Raw genomic sequence first — 19116 nt, 5'->3', positions numbered from 1 at the left:
CCTCCTAGGTCGTTTCGTGCTGGTGGGGGGCGTGCCGAAGGTGTCCGCGGCGCACGCGAGGGGGCACGGGACGGTGCTCGGTACGACGGTCCTCCGAGCACTGTCCCGCGCCCCGCTGACACGGCGCTGACACGTACCGCCGGCGGCCGTCAGCCCACGGCCGCGGCGGCCAGCCGCTGGAGCCGGTGCGCGAAGTGCGCGGTGACGGCCTGGGCGTGGGTGTCGATGTAGAAGTGGCCGCCCTCGTACTCGTTGTGGCCGAGGTAGGCGGGGGTGCGGCCGGCCCAGTGGGTCATGGCGTCCGGGGCCTCCTGGAGCGGGTCGCTGCGGCCGCCGTAGGAGGCGAGCGGGCAGGTGACGGCCTTGCCGTCGTCCTCGTACTGGGCGGCGACCCGCAGATCGGCGCGCAGGGCGGGCACGACCAGGGCGAGCATCTCGGGGTTGTCGTAGATCTCGGCCGGGAAGGACCCCAACTTCTTGATCCACTCGACGAGTTCGGGCTCCGGCATCCGGCTCTGCTCCTCCGTCGGCTGGAAGAAGCCCTCCGGCGACCAGCCGGACATGCCGACCATCACCGGCGCCGGCCCGCCCTCCTCCTGCATGCGGATGGCCAGCCGGAACGCCAGCTGGGCGCCGAGGCAGTGCCCGAAGAAGGCGAACGGCCGCTCGTCCAGGTCGTTCAGCACCGCCTCGTGCAGGGCGTCGAGCAGCGGCCAGAACTCCTCGTACGTGGGCTCGTCCCGGCGGTTGTGGCGGCCGGGCAGGGTGACGGCCTGCGGGGCGATGTCCGGCGGCAGCAGGCGCTCCCAGTCGCGGTAGATGATGGCGCCGCTGCCGGCGTGCGGCAGCAGGAACAGCCGGATCGAGGCGTCGGGCGAGGGCTCCACGGGGTGGAACCAGTGGCCCTCGCTGGACATCCGGCTGCCTATGGTGCCGATCTCGGTGGTCACGACTGCGTACTCCCAACGGTGGTGGACGGGCCGAGGGCGCGCACGGCGGGCAGCAGCACCTCGGCGATCTCCTTCAACTGCGGCTCGGGGTCCAGGGATCCGATCCGCAGGACCAGGTGCCGGGCGCCGGCCCGGACGTATCCGCCGAGCCACTCGGCGCACTTCTCGGCGCTGCCCCAGGCGTACGCCTGGATGCTGCTCATCTGCTCCAGGGAGCGGCCGTAGTAGTGGCTGATGTAGTGCTCCAGTTCCGCCCTGGCGGCGGCTTCGTCGCTGTTCACGGTGACCGTGGCGTACAGCGCGGGGGTGACCGCGCGGCCGGCCTCGTCGGCGAGTTCGGCGATACGGCGGCGGGCGCGGGCGTAGGCGTCGACGTCCGGCAGGAAGGGCAGCCAGCCGTCGTACCGGGCCGCCGCGCGGGCCAGCACCTTGGGGGTGTCGCTGCCGGCGAGCCACAGGGGCGGGCCGCCGGGGACGGCGGGGCCGGGCAGCCGGTCCAGGTTCTCCGCCTGCCAGAACCTGCCCTGGAACTCGGCGGGTTCGCCCTCGTCGTGGGAGCGCCAGGCGGTGCGCCACAGCGCGGTGATCTCGTCCAGCCGCCCCACCCGGCCCTGGAAGGAGGCGCCGACGGAGGCGAACTCCTCCTCGGTCTCGGGCATGGGGAATCCGGAGCCGAGCCCGAGGACCAGCCGGCCGGCGGCCACATGGCTCAGGCTCGCGATCATGTTGGCGCCGATGAGGGGGTGGCGCAGGGCCGGGGTGAGGGCGGCGGTGCCGACGGTGATGCGGGTGGTGGCGGCCGCCGCGGCCGAGAGCACGACCAGGGGGTCGAGCCGGGGCCGGGCGGTGAGCGAGTCCCCGGCCCACAGCGAGTCGAAGCCGAGCGCTTCCGCCCGGCGGGCGAAGTCGAGCAGGGGCGCGGCGGCGTAGCTGCCGTTGATGGCCTGCTCGCGGGTGGGCAGGAGGATGCCGATCCGAAGTGAGGTCACACTGTGCTCCCGAGTACGTCCCTGGCCGGTGCCGTCAGCTGCTCCCGTACCGCGCGGCGCAGGATCTTCCCCGAGGGGTTGCGCGGCAGGGAGTCGGTGAAGTGGTAGGCGCCCGGGATCTTGTAGTCGGCGATGCGGCCCCGCAGGGACAGCAGCAGTTCCCGGGGTGTCGCCCTCGCGCCGGGCTTGAGCACGACCACCGCGTGCACGCTCTCGCCCCACCGCTCGTCGGGCAGGCCGACGACGGCCGCGTCGGCGACGGCGGGGTGGGCGGCGAGGGCCTTCTCGACCTCCGCCGGGTAGATGTTCTGCCCGGCGACGATGATCGTGTCGTTGATCCGGTCGCACAGGTGGAGGTAGCCGTCCTCGTCGAGGTAGCCGGCGTCGCCCATGTGCAGCCACTCCCCCACCAGGGTGCGGGCGGTGGCCTCGGGCAGGTTCCAGTAGCCGAGCATCCGGGAGGGGGTGCGCACGCAGATCTGGCCGACGGCGCCGGGCGGCAGGCTCTCGCCGTCGGGGCCGATCACCTTGACCTCGTTGCCGGGGCAGGGGCGGCCCACCGAGGTGAGCTTGGCGCTGTCCGGGTGGTGGGCGTCGGGCGGCAGGCACACGGCGACGCTGCCGGTCTCGGTGCTGGCGTAGATCTGGGCGAATTGGCAGCGGTAGGTCTCCAGGCACTGCTTGAGCAGCGTCGGGGACATGGGCGCGGCGCCGTAGGCGATCTTGCGCAGGGACGCGAACGCCTCGGGCCCGGCCTCGCGTTCGGCGGCCATCGCCTGGAGCATGGCGGGTGCGGCGAAGGTGGTGGTCACCCGGTGGGCGCGGATGAGGCGGACCGCTTCCTGCGGGTCGAACTGGGGCATGATCACATTGGTGCCGCCCGCGTTGAAGGTGTGCAGGAACCAGCCGATGCCGGCCACGCCGAAGCCCGGCAGCGAGATCAGGGCCACGTCCTCGGGCAGCCAGTCGATCCAGTCGACGCCGGCGGCGCGGCTCGCGTCGGGCAGGGTGAAGAAGCTGCGGTGGGCGAGGACGGCGCCCTTGGGCAGGCCGGTGGTGCCGCTGGTGTAGATCTGGATGACGGCGTCGTCGGGTCCGGTGCCGGGCGCGGGGTCGGTCTCGGGCTGGTCGGCCGCCCAGGCGAGCAGGCCGGCGCCGCGCGCGGGTTCGCCGTAGGGGTCGGTGCCGTCGACGCGGATCACCCGGCGCAGTCCGCGCAGTTGGTGGCGGACCGTGGCGACGGTGTCCCAGAACTCGTCGTCCACGAAGATCAGGGTGGCGCCGGAGTCGCGCAGGATGTGGTCGACCTCGCCGGGGGTGAGCCGCCAGTTGACCGGGACCAGGACGGCGCCGGCCTTGGCGCAGGCGATCATCACCAGGTAGTAGTTCGCGGACTCGCGGCCCAGGTAGGCGACCCGGTCGCCGCGCCCGACCCCGCTCGCGTGCAGGGCGTGCGCGGCCCGGTTGCTGTCGCGGTGCAGCTTGTCGTAGGTGGTGACGTGGCCCTCACAGATGATCGCCGGGTGGTCGGGGCGGCTTCCGGCGTGGGCCCGCAAGGAGTGGTGGAGCGTCCAGCGCTCCCTTGGTATGTCGGTCATCTCGGTTTCCCGTCCCTTGCTTTCCGCGCTGCCTTAGGCGAGCTGCCCGGCGACGAACCGGGCGAGCGCGCGGACCGTGGGGTGGTCGTGGGTGAGGGAGGCCGGCAGGGGCAGCCGGAAGGCCTGCTCCAGCGCGGACTTGACCTGCTGGGCCATCAGCGAGTCCAGGCCCAGCGACACGAACTCGGAGTTCACGTCCAGTTCGTCGCCCTCCTCCAGGTGCAGGACGGCGGCGACCTTCTCGCGGACCACGGGGGTGACGGCGGCCAGGCGTTCGGACTCGGGCAGCGCGGCGAGCGCGCCGAGGTCGAGGCCGGTGCCGTCCTCGTCGTGGGTGTGCCGGGCGAGCCGGTCGTAGAACAGGTCGCCGGTGACGCTGCCGGAGACATAGCGGTCCCAGTCGAACTCGCCGACGATCCGCTGGGTGCGCGGCCGGCCCCAGAGCCGGGCGAGGGTGTCCAGGGCGCGGGTCGGGGAGAAGAAGCGGACGCCGCTGCGTTCGATCTCCTGGCTGAGGTGCTCCTCCAGCCGGGCGGACATGCCGACCCGGGCCCAGGCGCCCCAGTTCACCGACAGTCCCGGCACCCCGCGCCGGCCGCGCCATTCGGCGAGCGCGTCGAGGGCGGCGCTGGCGGCGGCGTAGTGGCCCTGGGTGGCGCCGCCGAGGACGGAGGCGATGGAGGAGTAGGTGACGAAGAACTCCAGCTCGGGGAAGGAGGATTCGGCGGCCTCGTGCAGCAGCCAGCCGCCGTAGGCCTTGGCCGCGAGCTGGGCGTCGATGGACTCCCAGGTGAGTTCGGAGATCAGCTTCTTGTCGTAGGAGCCGGCGGCGTGCACGATCCCGCCGACCGGGTACGGCCCCGCGGCCAGCTTCCGCACCAGCCGCTGGACGTCCTGCGGGCGGGAGACGTCGGCGCGTACGACGTCGATCTCGGCGTCGGCGGCGAGGTCGGCGAGCAGCTCGGAGGCCTCCTCGGTGGCGCGGCCGCTACGGCTGACCAGGGTCAGGTGCCGGGCGCCGAGGGCGGCCAGCTTGCGGGCGGTGACCAGGCCGAGCCCGCCGAGACCGCCGGTGACCAGGTAGGTGCGGTCGGCGCGCAGCCCGGTGGGACCCTCGTCCGCCTGGTGCGGCTGCTCCTCGATGTCCTCGGGCAGTGTCACCCAGGCCCGCCCGGCGGGGTCGGCGAGGGCGGTGCGCAGGGCCTCGCCGGTCTCGTCGAGCCGGAAGCGGGGGGCGGTGTCGTCGGAGCCGGTGGCGTGGACGACGGCCGGGACGGGGACGGTGAGGGTGGAGCGGAAGGTGCCGTCGTGCCGGACGAGGACCTCGTCGCCGGGCGCGAATCCGGTGCCGCCGGCGGCGGCGAGGACGGTGCCGCGCGCCAACTGGCCGAGCAGCGGCGGGGGTTCCTCCTCCGCAACCTCTTCGGCGCGTTCGGCCCTGCCGGTGTCCAGGGCGGTGCGGGCGTCGGCGGCGGTGAGGCCGACGGTGTGCACGCGGACCTGGACCTCGCCGGCCCGAGGCGCCCGGTCGGCGACCGGGGCGAGGGCCAGGTCGGAGAGGTCGCCGGAGTCGGGGGCGCGCAGTTCGAAGCCTCCGGTCCAGGTGAGGGCGGTGTCACCGGCGAGCAGCCGGCGCACATAGCGGCGGCCGGGGCGGTGGGCGACCTGGTACTCGCCGGGCGGCTCGGCCCGCCACTCCTCGGCGATCGGGGCGAGGCCGCTGCCGGGGGCGAGGTCGACCAGGGTGGCCCGGTACTGCGGGTACTCGGTGAGCAGCACCCGGCCGAAGCCCCACAGGGTCGCGGCGCCGAGGTGGCCGCCGTCGCCGGCCGGGTCGCCGGGCAGCCACTGGGCGCCCTCGGTGACCAGCCACAGCCGGGGCGGGCGCGCCGCGGCCTCCAACGTGCCCAGCAGCGCGAGCAGTTCGCGGTAGTTGTCCTCGCACTCGGCGCGCAGCCGCCCGGCGGACATCGGCTCGGGCCGCTGCCGCCACAGCCGGCACACATCGGTGACGGTCGGGTCCTCCAGGGCGGCCTTGAGGTCGGTGAGGTCGGCCAGCCAGGTCACCTTCACACCGGGCTCGGCGGCGAGTTCGGCGGCGCGCGCGGCGGACGGGTCGAGCAGCACCACGTGCCGGGCCGGGGCGTGCTCGCGGGCGGGCAGGGCGCGGCGCACCCAGTCGGGGCGGTGCAGGAACTGGCGGCGGCCGGCGCGGCCCTCGGGCCGGGCCATGCGCACGCCGAGCAGCTCGGCGACCGGCTCGCCGTTCTCCAGCAGCAGCACGTCCGCGAGGCGCCGGTCCTGCTCGCCGCGCACCCGGGCCAGCACCCGCAGGTTCTCCCCGCGCGGCTTGCGGAAGTGCCGTACGGCGGCGATCTCGCGCGGCACGAACACCGGACCCTCGGGGTCGAGGACGACCAGGGCCTGCACGGCGGCCTCCAGCAGCTCGGCCGGGACGTGCTCGACGGCGGTGGCGTCGCGCCCGGTCAGCTCGCCGGTCACCAGACCGTCGCCGTGGCGGGCGGCGCGCAGCAGCAGGCGCATGCGCGGGCCCTGGGGGCGGCCGACGGAGGCGAGGTCGGTGTAGATGTCCTCGTCGTCGATGTGCTGGGCGGCCGGGGCGAGGGTCGCGTCCAGTTCCGCCAGCTCCGAGACGGGCACGAGGGGTTCGGGGTCGGCGGCGACGACGGCGGTGGCGTGCAGGTTCTCCTCTCCGCCGACGGTCGTGAACACCTCGACCTCGGCGCCGCCGCCCTGCCGGGGCCGCCAGCGGGTGGTCAGCGCGGTCAGGGTCTCGGCGGGCAGCTCCAGCGGCGCGAGCAGTGCCAGGTCGCGGACGGCGGAGCGGGCGTGGCCCTGGACCGCGTCCTGCACGGCGAGCAGCAGGTCGACGTAGGCGCCGGCGGGCAGCACGGTACGGCCGCCGTCGGCGAGGTCGGCGAGCGCGCCCAGCTCCTCGGCGGTGAACTCGGCGGTGAACTCCCGCACCCCGCTGGCGAACCGCTCCTCGGTGCCGAGCAGCGGGTGCCGTGCGGTGCCGTTCGCGGCGGAGCGGCGCGGGGTGACGGAGGGCAGCCAGTAGCGCTTGCGCTGGAAGGCGTACGTCGGCAGGTCCACGCGGGCCGGCGCCGGCTGCCCGGCGTGGTAGCCGGTCCAGGAGACGGCCAGGCCGGCCGTGTAGTAGTCGGCGAGGGCGGTGAGGGTGGTGGCGGTGGTGGTGTCGCGGCGGCGCAGGCTCGGCAGCCACACGTGGTCCTCGGCGGTGACGGCGCGCCGGGCGAGCGCGGTCAGCCCGGCCTGCGGGCCGATCTCGACCATCGCGTGCCGGCCGCGCCGGGCGACGGCCCGGATGCCGTCGAGGAAGCGGACCGGTTCGCCGATGTGCCGGACCCAGTAGTCGGCGGTGCCGATGTCGCGGAACCGGGCGAGCCGGCCGGTGACGTTGGAGACGATGCTGATCTGCGGCTCGTGGAAGGCGATGCCGTCGAGGGCGGCGCGGAAGTCGTCGTAGACCTCGGTCATCAGCGGAGAGTGGAAGGCGTGGGAGACCTTCAGCCGCTCCACGCGGACGCCCCGGCCGGTGAGGATGCCGCTGACCTCGTCGAGGGCGGCCGTGGCGCCGGAGATCACCGTCTGGTCGGGGGCGTTGACCCCGGCCAGCGCGAGGTCGTCGCGGCCCTGGAGCAGCGGCTCGACGTCCTCGACGGGCGCGGTGACGGCGGCCATCCCGCCCTCGGTGCGCACGGCCTGCATCAGCCGGGCGCGGGCGGCGACCAGCCGTACGGCGTCGGGCAGGTCGAACAGCCCGGCGACGGCGGCGGCGACGACCTCGCCGATGCTGTGCCCGATGAGCACGTTGGGCCGGGCGCCCCAGGCCATCCACTGCCGGGCGAGCGCGTACTCCAGGGTGAACAGGGCGGGCTGGGTGTACTCGGTGCGGTCGACGGCCTCGGGGTCACCGGCGGTGCCGAGCAGCAACTCCCGTACGGAGCGGCCGAGATGGGCGGCGAAGAGTTCGTCGCACTCGTCCACGTGGGCGCGGAAGACGGGGAAGGCCTCGTACAGGGCGGCGCCCATGCCGGCGTACTGGGAGCCCTGGCCGGTGAACAGGAACGCGGTCTTGCGGATGCCGGAGGGCCCCTCGTGCTCCTGCCCGACGGCCCGGTCCAGGAGCCTCGCCAGCGCGGCCCGGTCGGCGACCGGGGCGGCGATGCGGTGGGGGTGGTGGGCGCGCGTGGTGTTGGCGCTGTGGCAGAGCGCTTCCAGCGGCTGGTCGTCGACCAGCCCGCGGTAGGCGGCGGCGAGTTCGCGCAGTGCGGTGGCGTTCTTCGCCGACAGGGTGAACACCGGCGGCACGCCACCCGCCGTTTCGGCGGCCGGCGCCCGCTCGGGCGCCTGCTCCAGCACGACAGCGCCGATGGTCCCGGCGAAGCCGAAGCTGTTGACGACCGCGCGCCGCACCTCGGCGTCCCACGGCTCGCAGGCGGTGGGAACCCGCAGCGGGTACAGGTCCCAGGGGATGCGGCCGGAGGGCGTCTGAAGGTTGATGTGCGGGTAGATCGTGCGGGCGCGCAGCTGGAGCACGGTCTTGATGACGCCGACGATGCCGGAGGCGGGCTCCATGTGGCCGAGGTTGGTCTTCACCGAACCGACCAGCACCGGGCGGTCCTTGGTGTGCGAGTCGACGAACACGTCCCCGATGGCGCCGAACTCGATCGGGTCGCCCAGCGGGGTGCCGGTGCCGTGGGCCTCGACGTACTGGATGTCCCCGGGCGTGAGGCGGGCGGCGCCGAGCGCGCTGCGGATGACCTTCTCCTGGGCCGGCCCGTTGGGCACCGTCAGGCCCGCGCTGTCGCCGTCCTGTCCGACGGCCGTGCCCCGGACCAGTGCGAGGACGCGGTCGCCGTCGCGTTCGGCGTCGCTCAGCCGCTTGAGGACGACGATGCCGCAGCCCTCGGCGCGCGCGTAGCCGTCGGCGGACTCGTCGAAGGTCTTGCAGTGCCCGTCGGGGGCGAGCATCTGGGCGTTGGAGAACATCACCGGGATGCGCGGGTGGTGCAGGGCGTTGACGCCGCCGCACAGCGCGATGTCGGTCTCGCCGCCGCGCAGCGCCTGCACGGCGAGGTGCAGGGCGACCAGCGAGGAGGAGCAGGCGGTGTCGACGCTCATGCTCGGGCCGCGCCAGCCCAGGAAGTACGACAGCCGGCCGGACAGCGGGAACATGGTGATGCCGGAGGCCAGATGGCCGTCCAGTTCCTCGTACGGCAGTGAGTCCAGCTCCAGAGCGTAGTCGATGGAGCTGGCGCCGATGTAGACGCCGCCGTTGCCGCGGCGCAGCGGGGCCGGGTCGATGCCGGCGTGCTCCAGGGCCTGCCAGGCGGTCTCCAGCAGCAGCCGCTGCTGGGGGTCCATGTACCGGGCTTCCTTCGGGGAGATGTTGAAGAAGCCCGCGTCGAACAGGTCGATGCGGTCGAGGAACCCGCCGGCCGAGGCGATGATCTTGCCCTTGTCGTCGGGGCCCTCGGGGGTGAACGCCTCCACGTCCCAGCGGTCCCGGGGGATCGGGCCGATCCCGCTCCTGCCCTCCCGCAGGAAGGCGTCGAACTCGTCGGGCGAGCCGCTGCCGCCGGGGAACCGCAGACCGATTCCGACGATCGCGACCGGCTCGGGCGCCTGCTCTGTCTCCGTACGCGGCATGGAGCGACTCCTCAAGCTTCCTGGATGGCCTGGGTCAGGTGGTCCACGAGATGGTCGATCGTCGGCTCGTTGAAGAGCACGCTGACGTTGATCGACAGATCCAGGAGCTGCTCCAGGCTCTGCCGTATCTCGGTCAGCCGCAGTGAGGTGAGGCCGAGATCGAAATAGCTGATGTCGAGCGGAAGATCCTCGGAATCGTCCATGAGGAGAACGGCCCTGAATTTGCCGAGGACGATTGACTCGATTTCTTCGGCGAGTTCGCTGCGCGGCAGCTCACGCAGGCGCCGGCTCGTGCTGTCGACAGGTGGCATGCGCCTCATGCAAGCAGCGCCGGCTGACGCCCCACTGACGGCTTCCCACCGGTGTGGTTGGCCGGATCAGGCCGGTCAGCCGGGCGTCAGCGCCGGGTCAGATTCCGCTGTCAGGCTCGCCTTGCTTCAAGAAATCCACACGCCATATCCGAAAGGCTGAAGATGCTTCGCGAAGCCGCGCAGGAGGAGAGTGCTGAGGCACCTTCCGGATTGAAGAGCTACGACCTCTATATCGCGGGCAAGGACGTCGCCGGGGACGGCTGGGTCTACACCGTCAGCGGACGTTCCCTGCTGGAAGACGTGTTCACCAGCGTGAGCCTGAAGCGCTCCCTCGAACAGGACCCCGAGTCGGAGGCGGCGAGGCACCCCTACGTCGTCGGGCGCTGCGCGATCGCGGACGACTCCGCCATCGACCTGGCCACCCAGGCCGCCGCCGCTGCCGCCCCCGACTGGGCGGCCGTGCCCCTGGAGCGGCGGATGCGGCTGGGCACCCGCTTCCGCGAGGAACTGATCAAGCACCAGGACGAGTTCCTGCGCATGCTGGTCGCCGAGTCCCACCCCGTGAAGCTCGCCCGGTGGGAGCTGAGCTGCCTGCTGCAGATCTACGCCCCCGGCTCCCTGCGCTGGTACCTGAAGCAGATGCGGGTGGAGAAGGAGTACAACGGCCGCAAGCTGATCCTGCACCGCCAGCCGGACGGCGTCGTCGCCTTCAACCCGCCGCAGAACGCCCCGCTGCCCAGCGCCGCCCTGTGCGTGCTGGCCCTGATGGCCGGCAACGCGGTCGTGGTGCGGGCGCCGCGCAGCATCGCGCTGTCCACGATGTGGCTGCTGCGCGAGGTCGTCGCCCCGCTGCTGGAGGAGATCGACGCGCCCGCCGGGGTGCTCAACGCGGTGTGCTCCAACCCGAAGCAGACCATGGACCGCTGGATCGCCGACCCGCTCATCAACGACATCTTCTACATCGGCGGCAGCCAGGAGGGCCTGCGCTTCGAGCAGCAGTGCGTGGCCCACGGCAAGAAGCCGATCCTCGAACTCGCCGGCAACGACGGCATCGTGGTGTGGAAGGACGCCGACGTCAAGTGGGCGGCCGAGGCCATCACGGAGGCCTTCTACGGCTCCGGGCAGATCTGCATGGTGCCCAACTACGTCCTGGTCCACCCGGATGTCGCCGAGGCGCTGATCGCCGAGGTGAAGGAGCAGGTCAAGGGCATCCGTCCGGGCCTGCCCGAGGAGGAGGACGTGCTGCTGTCGCCGGTCAGGCGCAGCGAGCGGTTCTTCCGGCTGCTGCGGCAGGCCCTGGACAACGGCGCCGAGCTGGTGACCGGCGGCCACCGCACCGAGCTGGACGGCACGGTCTCGGAGACCGGGGTGTTCCTGCAGCCGACGGTGGTGCGGGTGGACGGCCTGGACCGGGCGCGGACGTACGACGTGGTCCGCGAGGAGACCTTCTTCCCGCTGGTCCCGATCGTGGTCGCCGAACGCGAGAACGACGACGCCCTGCTGGAAGCGTTCCTGCAGTTCGTCAACAGCAACGACTACGGGCTGCGCAACTCCCTGTGGTCCCGCTCGGACCACGTCGTGGAGACCTTCGTGCGGCGCACGGTCAACGGCGGCCTGCTGAAGGTCAACGACTCCCACATCGGCTTCCTGCCGTACCTGCCGAGCCACGGCGGCACCGGCCGCACCGGCGGCGCCTTCGGCGAGGCCAACTACCCGATGCTCAAGACCTCCCATGTGCAGGGGGTCAGCATCGCCCGCGACGTGAGCCCGTACGACGCGGTCTTCGGCGCCTGACCATCCCCAGAGTCCCGCGGAGGTTTCCCGTGCGTTCCCTCGATGCCGCCAGGACCGTCTGCGAGCGGTTCCACCCCGGACTGCTCAAGGAGCTGGAGCAGCTCCCGTACACCGAACGGGAGCGGCCCGGCAGCCCGGTGATCGACCTGTTCCGCATCCACGGCGGGGTCGGCCTGCTCATACCCGAGTCCTACGGCGGCCACGGCGCCGCCCCGCTGGAGGCGCTGCGCGTCCAGCTGGCCCTCGGCGCGCTGTCCCCGTCCCTGGTCGCGGCCGTGTCCATGCACCACTTCACCGCCGCCATGCTGTACTCCCTCGCCGTCAAGGACGGCCGGCTCACCGCCGCGCAGACCGAGCTGCTGCACCGGATCGTGCCGGACCAGCAGGTGATGGCCTCCGGCTGGGCCGAGGGCCGTACCGCGCAGAACGTCCTCAAGCCGGCCGTCACCGCGCGCCCCGTGGAGGGCGGGTTCCTGCTGTCCGGGTCGAAGAAGCCGTGCAGCCTGTCCCGCTCGATGAGCCTGCTCACCGCGTCCATCGCCATCCACGGCGAGGACGGCGGCGAGCCGGAGCTGGCGCTCGCGATCGTCCCCGCCCGCGCGCCCGGCCTGTCCGTGCACCCCTTCTGGGGCAACGACCTGCTGGCCGGCGCGGAGAGCGACGAGGTCCGCCTGGAGGACGTGTTCGTGCCGGCCGAGATGGTGGTGCGGGCCGGCGCCGACGACCCGCACCGCCTGGACGACCTGCAGTCGGCCGGTTTCGTCTGGTTCGAGATGCTGATCTCCGCCGGGTACGCCGGAGCCGCCGCCGCGCTGGTGGAGCAGGTGCTGGAGCGCAAGCGGGGCGGCGCGGAGGAACGCGCCGCGCTCGCCGTGGACATGGAGGCCGCGCTGGCCCTGCTGGAGGGCGTGGCCCGCGGCACGGGCGCCGAGCCCGGCGACGAGGAGTCGGTGGCGCGGGTGCTGGTCGCCCGGTACGCCGTGCAGAACGCGCTGCCGGCGATCGTGGGGCGGGCGCTGGAGCTGCTGGGCGGGCTGGAGTTCATCAGCAACTCCGCGAGTGCGCAGGCCGCTGCCGCGACGCGTGCGCTGGCCTTTCACCCGCCGTCCCGGATCGCCGCGTCGGAGCCGTTGCTCGCGTATTTCGGCGGGGGGCCGTTGGTTCTGGCGTAGAGCTCGGTCGGCAGAGCTGCGTGTGCGGCTGCGGGTTCGTCGTGGTTGATCGCGCAGTTCCCCGCGCCCCTGCGGGGCGCTCCCCTACCCACCCTTTTGGAGTGAGCGACACGTGACCGTCATACAGGAGCTTCCGGCGGCTACCACCGCCGACAGCGAGGCGGAAATCCTCAGTCTCTACCGGGCCCACCTCAGCAAGGGGCGGGCCACGATTGCCGAGTTGTTCGGTAGTCATATGGAGGTGGCGTCGGAGGGCGCCTGGGTCACCACCAGTGACGGTGAGCGCTTTTTGAACGCCGGCGGCTACGGCGTGTTCATCATGGGCGCCCGGCATCCGATCGTCATGGAGGAGGTGGAGCGCCAGCTGCGCACCCACCCCACCGCGACCCGCATCCTGCTGGAGCCGACGGTGGCCCGCGCCGCCGAGGCGCTGGTGTCGGTGCTGCCGCCCGGCCTGGACCGGGTGCACTTCGCGCTGTCCGGCGCGGAGGCCGTGGAGACGGGGCTGAAGCTGGCCCGCGCGGGCGGCCGCAAGCGGACCGTCTCGATGCGCGGCGGCTACCACGGCAAGACGCTGGGCGCCCTGTCGGCGACCGCGAAGGACGTCTACCAGGCGCCGTTCCGCCCGCTCGTCCCCGACTTCCAGCACCTGCCGTACGGCGACGCCGACGCCCTGGAGGCCGAGCTGCGGGCCCACCCCGGCGAGGTGTGCGTGATCCTGGAGCCGGTGCAGGGCGAGGGCGGGGTCATCGTGCCGCCCAAGGGCTACCTCAAGCGGGTCGAGGAGCTGGTCCGCGAGTACGACGGCTTCCTGATCCTCGACGAGGTGCAGTCCGGGTTCGGGCGGCTCGGCGAGTGGTGGGGCGCCGACATCGAGGGCGTCGTCCCGGACGTCCTGCTCACCGGCAAGGCGCTCGGCGGCGGGGTGATGCCGGTGTCGGCGGCCGTCGCCACCCGCAAGGCGTTCCGCCCCTTCGACAAGGACCCCTACGTCCACACCGCCACCTTCTCCGGCCAGCCGGTGCTGATGGCCGCGGTGCAGGGCGCGATCCGGGCCGTCAAGGAGGAGCGCCTGGTCACCCGGGCCATGGACCTCGGCGCCCGGCTGCTGCCGCGGATCGCGGAGGTCGCCCGGCGCAACATCCCCGAGCTGGTGGTGGACGTGCGCGGCCGGGGCCTGCTCATCGGTGTGGAGCTGGTCGAGGCGGGCCTCGCCGGCGAGCTGCTGATCGAGCTGTTCAACCACGGCGTGGTCGCCAACCACTCCATGAACGGCAGCTCGGTGGTGCGGTTCACCCCGCCCGCCGTGCTGGACGACACCGACGTCGACTTCCTCGTCAACTCCTTCGACCTGGCCACCCGCGACCTGATCAAGGGTGCGGCCACAATGCCGGAAGGCGGTAACTGATCGTGCGGCACGTCGAACTCGATGCCCTGATACCCGCGGAGCAGGCCGAGACGGTCCTGCACGCCGTACGGCGCTGGGAGCGGTACCCCGACCTCGCGCCCCACGTCAACGCGACCACCGTGCACGCCTCCTACCCCGACCCGAAGGCCTCCTCCAGCTGGGAGCTGCACTTCCGCAGCGGCCTGCTGCGCTGGACCGAGGACGACGTGGTCGTGCCGGAGGAGGGCGTGATCCGCTTCGAGCAGTCCGACGGGGACTTCGACTCCTTCTCCGGGACCTGGTCCGTCCAGCAGTCCGGACAGGACGTCGCCGTCCGCTTCGACGCCGACTTCGACTTCGGCATCCCGAGCCTCGAGGGCATCCTCGACCCGATCGCCGAGCGGGTCATCAAGGAGACCGTCGCCTGGGCGCTGACCGGCCTGTTCCCGGCCGTGCGCATCCAGGGCGGCATCGAACTGACCACGCCCGCCGCGGTCGGCGCCTAGGACCCGGGCGAGGAGCTGACATGGACCAGGCGAACCCCTTCGAGACCCCGCGCACCTACTCGCTGCACCGCGCCGAGTACCTGGTGGGCCTCGCCGTCACCACCGGCCTGATCGCCTACCACTTCGGCGACATCCGCTGGCTGCCGGCGCTCGGGCTGTTCCTCTACATCGACCTGATCGGCTACATCCCCGGCGCGATCGCGTTCCGCAAGAGCGGCGGCCGGCCGATCCACAAGGCGTACTACGTCCTCTACAACGTCATGCACAGCCTGATCACGCAGGGCGCGGTCGCCGCGCTGTGGTGCTGGCTGGTGAAGCCGGAGTGGGCGCTGCTGGTGCTGCCGTTCCACCTGTTCGGCGACCGCGGCCTGTTCGGCAACTTCATGAAGTCCTTCGCGCTGCCCTTCGAACCGGTGCGCCAGGAGGGCTACCTCAGGCTCCTGGACGACCTGGGCCTGCCCCACCCCAAGCCGGTCGGGCACGCCATGGACCCGGTGCCGACCGGGCACGTGCCCGCCCGCGCCGTACGCGAGACGGAGGCCGTGCGATGACCACCGCCACGGATGTACGGCGCCCGGTCCGGCAGGACCCGGCCGAGCGCCGGCGCGCCCTGTACCACCTGGCGTCCCCGGTGTCGGTGCTGACCACCGGCCCCGAGGAGCGGATGCACGGCACGACCGCCAGCACGGTCACCCTCGTCTCGCGCGAGCCGCTGCTGGTCGGGGTCGTGCTGCGGGCGGGCTCGTCCTTCGCCCGGCTGGCGGCCGCCGAGGGCCGGTTCGCGATCAACGTGCTCGGCGGCGAACAGGCCGGCGTGGCGCGGCGGTTCGCGGACAGCTCCCGGCCCGACGGCGACGCGGCCTTCACGGGCCTGGCCTGGACGACGGACCGGTACGCGCACGCCCCGCTGATCGCGGGCGCGCTCGCCCACTACGTCTGCCGCTTCCACTCGGCGCACGCGGCGGGCGACAGCGAGCTGCTGCTCGGCCATGTCGTGCGGGCCACGGCGGACGACGGACTGCCCCTGTTCTCTTACGCCGGCGGGCTGTACGCCGGCTCCCTGCGTCCGGCGAAGGAGGCCGCCGCGTCATGACCGCATCTGTGGCACCGGAGGCGGACTGGGAGAAGGCGCCCGGTCTGCTGGACGGTGCGAAGGAACTCACCCTCGGCCCCGAGCAGTGCGACCTCGCCTACTGGATCACCTCGGTCGCCCAGGGCACCCTGCGCGACCGCGGGGCGACCGGCCACCACGAGAACGCGCTCACCCCGGACTTCCTGAAGGCGCCCGGCCCGCTGCGCGAGGCGCTGGTGCTGGAGTTCGGCTTCCGGGCGCTGGCGGAGGAGCTGGCCACCCGGCTGCTCGGCCACTACGTCTCGATCGCGCCCGGCATCCCGCAGATGGAGTTCTACGCCACCCAGCTGCTGGACGAGGCCCGGCACGCGCGGGTCTTCCGGCAGCACCTGGTGGAGCTGGGCATCCCGCAGCACACCCTGCTGAAGGACATCGAGGAGATGGCCCGGGACTACCGCAAGCGGGTCCTGGACCCGGTGGTGGACTTCACCCTGGACATCGTCCGCGACCAGGCCGACTTCCCCGGCGGAGTCGCCGTGTTCGCCATCGTCATCGAGGGCGTGCTCGCCCCGGCCGCCGAGCTGAGCGAGCGCAAGTGGACCCCGCTGTCCCCGGCGACCGGCGAGATCTCGCGCGGCACCGCCATCGACGAGATCCGGCACCTGACCGTGGCCAGCACCATCCTGCGCGACCACGTCGTCGAGCACCCGGAGTACAAGCCGAGGCTGCTTGAGATCCTGCGCGCCGGGGTGAAGCTCTGGGACGAGATCCCGGACCGGGAGTTCGTCATCCACCGCGAGGAGCTGTTCCAGGAGGGCATGGGCCGGCACGCGGACCTCATCGGCGACTACGAGATCTGGCCCGGCGTGCGGCTGCTCGACACCACAGCCGAGCAGCGCTACGACATGGCCGAGCGGTGGACCGACGAGATGGCCGAGGTGCGCATGGCGTACATGGGCCTGCCCGTGGAGGTCCTCTCCTCTCAGGCGGGCGCATGAGCGCCCGGCGGGCCGCGGTGATCGCCGGCATCGGGTCGTACGTCCCGCCCAACCGGGTGACCAACGACGACCTGGCGGCCCGGCTGGAGACCTCGGACGCCTGGATCCGCTCCCGCACCGGCATCGCCGAGCGCTGCTTCGTCTCCCCGGGCACGTCCACCGGCGACCTCGCGGTGGAGGCGGGCCTGCGGGCGCTGAAGTCGGCGGGCGCCGAGCGGGTCGGGGCGGTGGTGCTGGCCACCACCACCCCGGACCAGCCCTGCCCGGCGACCGCACCGCAGGTGGCCGCGCGGCTGGGGCTCGGGCAGGTGCCCGCCTTCGACGTGGCGGCGGTCTGCTCCGGGTTCCTGTACGGCCTGGCGTCCGCCGCCGGGCTGATCGCGGCCGGGGTGACCGACAGCGTGCTGCTGGTCGCCGCGGACGCCTTCACCACGATCATCAACCCCGCCGACCGCACCACCGCGGTGATCTTCGCGGACGGCGCGGGCGCGGTCGTCCTGCGGGCCGGCTCGCCCGCGGAACCCGGGGCGGTCGGGCCGCTGGTGCTGGGCAGCGACGGCGAGCTGAGCCATCTGATCGAGGTGCCCGCGGGCGGCTCCCGGCAGCGGTCCACCGGCCGCCCGGCCGCGCCCGAGGACCACTTCTTCCAGATGCTCGGCCGGGACACCTACCGGCACGCGGTGGAGCGCATGACCGCCGCGTCCACCGAGGCCGCCGAGCGGGCCGGCTGGCCCCTGGCCGACGTCGACCGGTTCGTGGCCCACCAGGCCAACGCCCGGATCCTGGAGGCCGTCTCCGACCGGCTCGGCATCCCCGGCGAGCGGCGGCTGAGCAACATCGATCGGGTCGGCAACACCGGCGCCGCCTCGATCCCGCTCCTGCTCGCCGAGGCCACCGCCGAGGGGCGGCTCGCCACGGGCCACCGGGTGCTGCTCACCGCGTTCGGCGGCGGACTGTCGTGGGGCGCGGCGACGGTCCTCTGGCCACAGCTGCAGACCTTCTGACGCGCAGACACCCTGACGCAACGTCAGCAACTCGTATTCAGCGGTACGCGCGGCGCGTACACCTTCGAAAGGAACCGTCATGCTGGAGCAGCTCAAGGAAATCCTGTCCAACAAGCTCAAGGTGTCGCCCGAGGCCATCACCCCGGAGGCCACCCGGGAGGACATCGAGCTGGACTCGCTGGCCGTGGTGGAGCTGTCGCTGCTGCTGAAGTCCGAGCTGGACCTGGACATCAGCGACGACGACCTCCTGGAGGCCGAGACCGTGGCCGACATGGTCCGGCTCATGGAGGAGCGGAGCGCGACGGTCTGATGGCCGGCATGGACATAGCCGTCACCGGGCTCGGCCTGGTCACCCCGGGCGGTATCGGGGTCGGGCCGAGCTGGACGGCGGTCTGCGACGGCAGGCCGGCCGCCGCCCTCGATCCGGTACTGGCGGACAACCCCGTACAGATCTCCTGCCGGGTGCCCGGCTTCGATCCCGAGACCCTGCTGAGCGCACGGCGCGCCCACCGGCTCGACCGGTTCGTGCAGTTCGCGCTGGTCGCCGCGCACGAGGCGGTGGCCGACGCGGGCCTGGACCCGCAGACCTGGGACGGCGCGCGGGTGGGTGTGGTGCTGGGCTGCGCCGACGGCGGTCCGGGCACCGTCGAGGAACAGCACCATGTGCTGCGCGAGCAGGGCGCCGACCGGGTGTCGCCGCTGCTGCTGCCGATGCAGCTGCCGAACATGCTGGCCGGCCAGACGGCCATCGAGTTCGGGGCGACCGGGCCCAACCTGGTGGTGGCCACCGCCTGCGCCTCGGGCGCGACCGCCATCGGCACGGCCCGGGACCTGCTGGCCCTGGGCCGCTGCGACATCGTCCTCGCGGGCGGCAGCGAGGCCATGATCACCCCGCTGGTCATGGCCGGGTTCGCCCAGATGGGCGCGCTGTCCAGGCGGCACGACGACCCGGCGTCCGCGTCCCGGCCGTTCGACGCCGACCGGGACGGGTTCGTCGCCGGGGAGGGCGCCGGGATCCTCGTGATGGAACGGGTGGCGGACGCGCGGGCGCGGGGCGCCCATGTCCACGGCCGGATCATCGGCTACGGCGCGACGGCCGACGCCCACCACATGACGTCCCCGCATCCGGACGGCGCGGGCATCGAGGCGGCCGTGCGGGCGGCTCTCGCCGACGCGGGCGCCGACCCCGACGACGTGCAGCACGTGAACGCCCACGGCACGTCGACACCGCTCAACGACCTGTCCGAGGCCCGCATGATCCAGCGGACCCTGCGCGGGGATCCGCTCGTCACGTCCACGAAGGGAGTCACCGGGCATCTGCTGGGCGCGGCGGGGGCGGTCGAGGCCGCGTTCGCCGTGCTGAGTGTGGAGCACGAAATGGTTCCGCCGGTCGCCAACCTGGTCCTGCCGGACGCTCGCATGGAGATCAAGCTGGCCCAGACTCTGACCGAGATGCCGATCGATCTGGCGCTGAGCAACTCGCTGGGATTCGGGGGCCAGAACACCGCACTGGCGATTGCACCCGCCTAGGCGTCTGCCTGGGCCTGTAGTTCGGCGACTGCGGGCCGGTTGCGGCTGGTCGCGCCCCCGCGGCGGAGCCGCACATCGACACAGCCCCGCGCCCCTTACGGGGCGCTC

15 protein-coding genes are annotated in these 19116 nt (G+C 72.9%); 10 read left to right on the top strand and 5 right to left on the bottom strand.

Annotated features, from left to right (window positions below):
• Window positions 1–149: 149 nt before the first annotated feature.
• From AB0950_RS13030 to AB0950_RS13010, 5 genes are read right to left on the bottom strand one after another with little or no spacing between them, the layout of a single operon-like run.
• Entirely contained in the window at window positions 150–917 is a 768-nt protein-coding gene (locus tag AB0950_RS13030; protein WP_360148545.1) for a thioesterase domain-containing protein, read from the bottom strand.
• Between the two features lie 29 nt (window positions 918–946).
• Entirely contained in the window at window positions 947–1939 is a 993-nt protein-coding gene (locus AB0950_RS13025; protein ID WP_360147968.1) for an LLM class flavin-dependent oxidoreductase, read from the bottom strand.
• Entirely contained in the window at window positions 1936–3537 is a 1602-nt protein-coding gene (locus AB0950_RS13020; RefSeq protein WP_360570404.1) for a fatty acid--CoA ligase, read from the bottom strand. Before AB0950_RS13020 ends, AB0950_RS13025 begins: the two co-directional genes overlap by 4 nt.
• A 33-nt stretch (window positions 3538–3570) precedes the next feature.
• Complete coding sequence (locus AB0950_RS13015; RefSeq protein ID WP_366778506.1) at window positions 3571–9234, bottom strand: SDR family oxidoreductase; 5664 nt, start codon at window positions 9232–9234, stop codon at window positions 3571–3573.
• A gap of 11 nt (window positions 9235–9245) precedes the next feature.
• The gene (locus tag AB0950_RS13010) at window positions 9246–9545 is read right to left on the bottom strand and encodes an acyl carrier protein (RefSeq protein ID WP_330337278.1); all 300 of its coding nucleotides are present in this window, start codon (window positions 9543–9545) and stop codon (window positions 9246–9248) included.
• A gap of 162 nt (window positions 9546–9707) precedes the next feature.
• Between AB0950_RS13010 and AB0950_RS13005 the strand changes: the two genes are divergently transcribed.
• From AB0950_RS13005 to AB0950_RS12960, 10 genes are all read left to right on the top strand, one after another.
• Window positions 9708–11339, top strand: a complete 1632-nt coding sequence (locus tag AB0950_RS13005) for an aldehyde dehydrogenase family protein (RefSeq protein ID WP_360147980.1) — start codon at window positions 9708–9710, stop codon at window positions 11337–11339.
• Window positions 11340–11368: 29 nt separating this feature from the next.
• Window positions 11369–12511: an acyl-CoA dehydrogenase family protein gene (locus tag AB0950_RS13000; RefSeq protein ID WP_360147983.1), complete on the top strand. Its 1143-nt coding sequence runs from the start codon at window positions 11369–11371 to the stop codon at window positions 12509–12511.
• A 112-nt stretch (window positions 12512–12623) separates the two neighbouring features.
• Window positions 12624–13919, top strand: coding sequence for an aspartate aminotransferase family protein (locus AB0950_RS12995; protein ID WP_366778505.1), 1296 nt, complete (start codon window positions 12624–12626; stop codon window positions 13917–13919).
• A 2-nt stretch (window positions 13920–13921) separates the two neighbouring features.
• Window positions 13922–14404: an SRPBCC family protein gene (locus AB0950_RS12990; protein WP_360147989.1), complete on the top strand. Its 483-nt coding sequence runs from the start codon at window positions 13922–13924 to the stop codon at window positions 14402–14404.
• Between the two features lie 20 nt (window positions 14405–14424).
• The gene (locus tag AB0950_RS12985) at window positions 14425–14955 is read left to right on the top strand and encodes a hypothetical protein (protein WP_360147992.1); all 531 of its coding nucleotides are present in this window, start codon (window positions 14425–14427) and stop codon (window positions 14953–14955) included.
• Window positions 14952–15497, top strand: a complete 546-nt coding sequence (locus AB0950_RS12980; RefSeq protein WP_360147995.1) for a flavin reductase family protein — start codon at window positions 14952–14954, stop codon at window positions 15495–15497. Before AB0950_RS12985 ends, AB0950_RS12980 begins: the two co-directional genes overlap by 4 nt.
• On the top strand, window positions 15494–16474 hold the full coding sequence (locus tag AB0950_RS12975; RefSeq protein ID WP_360147998.1) for a VlmB-like protein: 981 nt from the start codon (window positions 15494–15496) through the stop codon (window positions 16472–16474). The genes AB0950_RS12980 and AB0950_RS12975 overlap by 4 nt, the downstream gene beginning before the upstream one ends.
• Window positions 16471–17478 carry a beta-ketoacyl-ACP synthase III gene (locus AB0950_RS12970; protein ID WP_366778504.1) on the top strand — a complete coding sequence of 336 codons (1008 nt, stop codon included), beginning with the start codon at window positions 16471–16473 and terminating at the stop codon, window positions 17476–17478. The genes AB0950_RS12975 and AB0950_RS12970 overlap by 4 nt, the downstream gene beginning before the upstream one ends.
• Before the next feature lie 79 nt (window positions 17479–17557).
• On the top strand, window positions 17558–17788 hold the full coding sequence (locus AB0950_RS12965) for a phosphopantetheine-binding protein (RefSeq protein WP_076095786.1): 231 nt from the start codon (window positions 17558–17560) through the stop codon (window positions 17786–17788).
• A complete protein-coding gene (locus AB0950_RS12960; RefSeq protein ID WP_360148006.1) occupies window positions 17788–19008 on the top strand; it encodes a beta-ketoacyl-[acyl-carrier-protein] synthase family protein in 1221 nt (406 codons plus the stop codon). Before AB0950_RS12965 ends, AB0950_RS12960 begins: the two co-directional genes overlap by 1 nt.
• The last annotated feature ends 108 nt before the right edge of the window (window positions 19009–19116 follow it).

The sequence above is a fragment of the Streptomyces sp. NPDC007189 genome, assembly GCF_040703635.1.
Taxonomy (GTDB): domain Bacteria; phylum Actinomycetota; class Actinomycetes; order Streptomycetales; family Streptomycetaceae; genus Streptomyces.
This window is presented reverse-complemented; position numbering and strand designations above follow the sequence as displayed.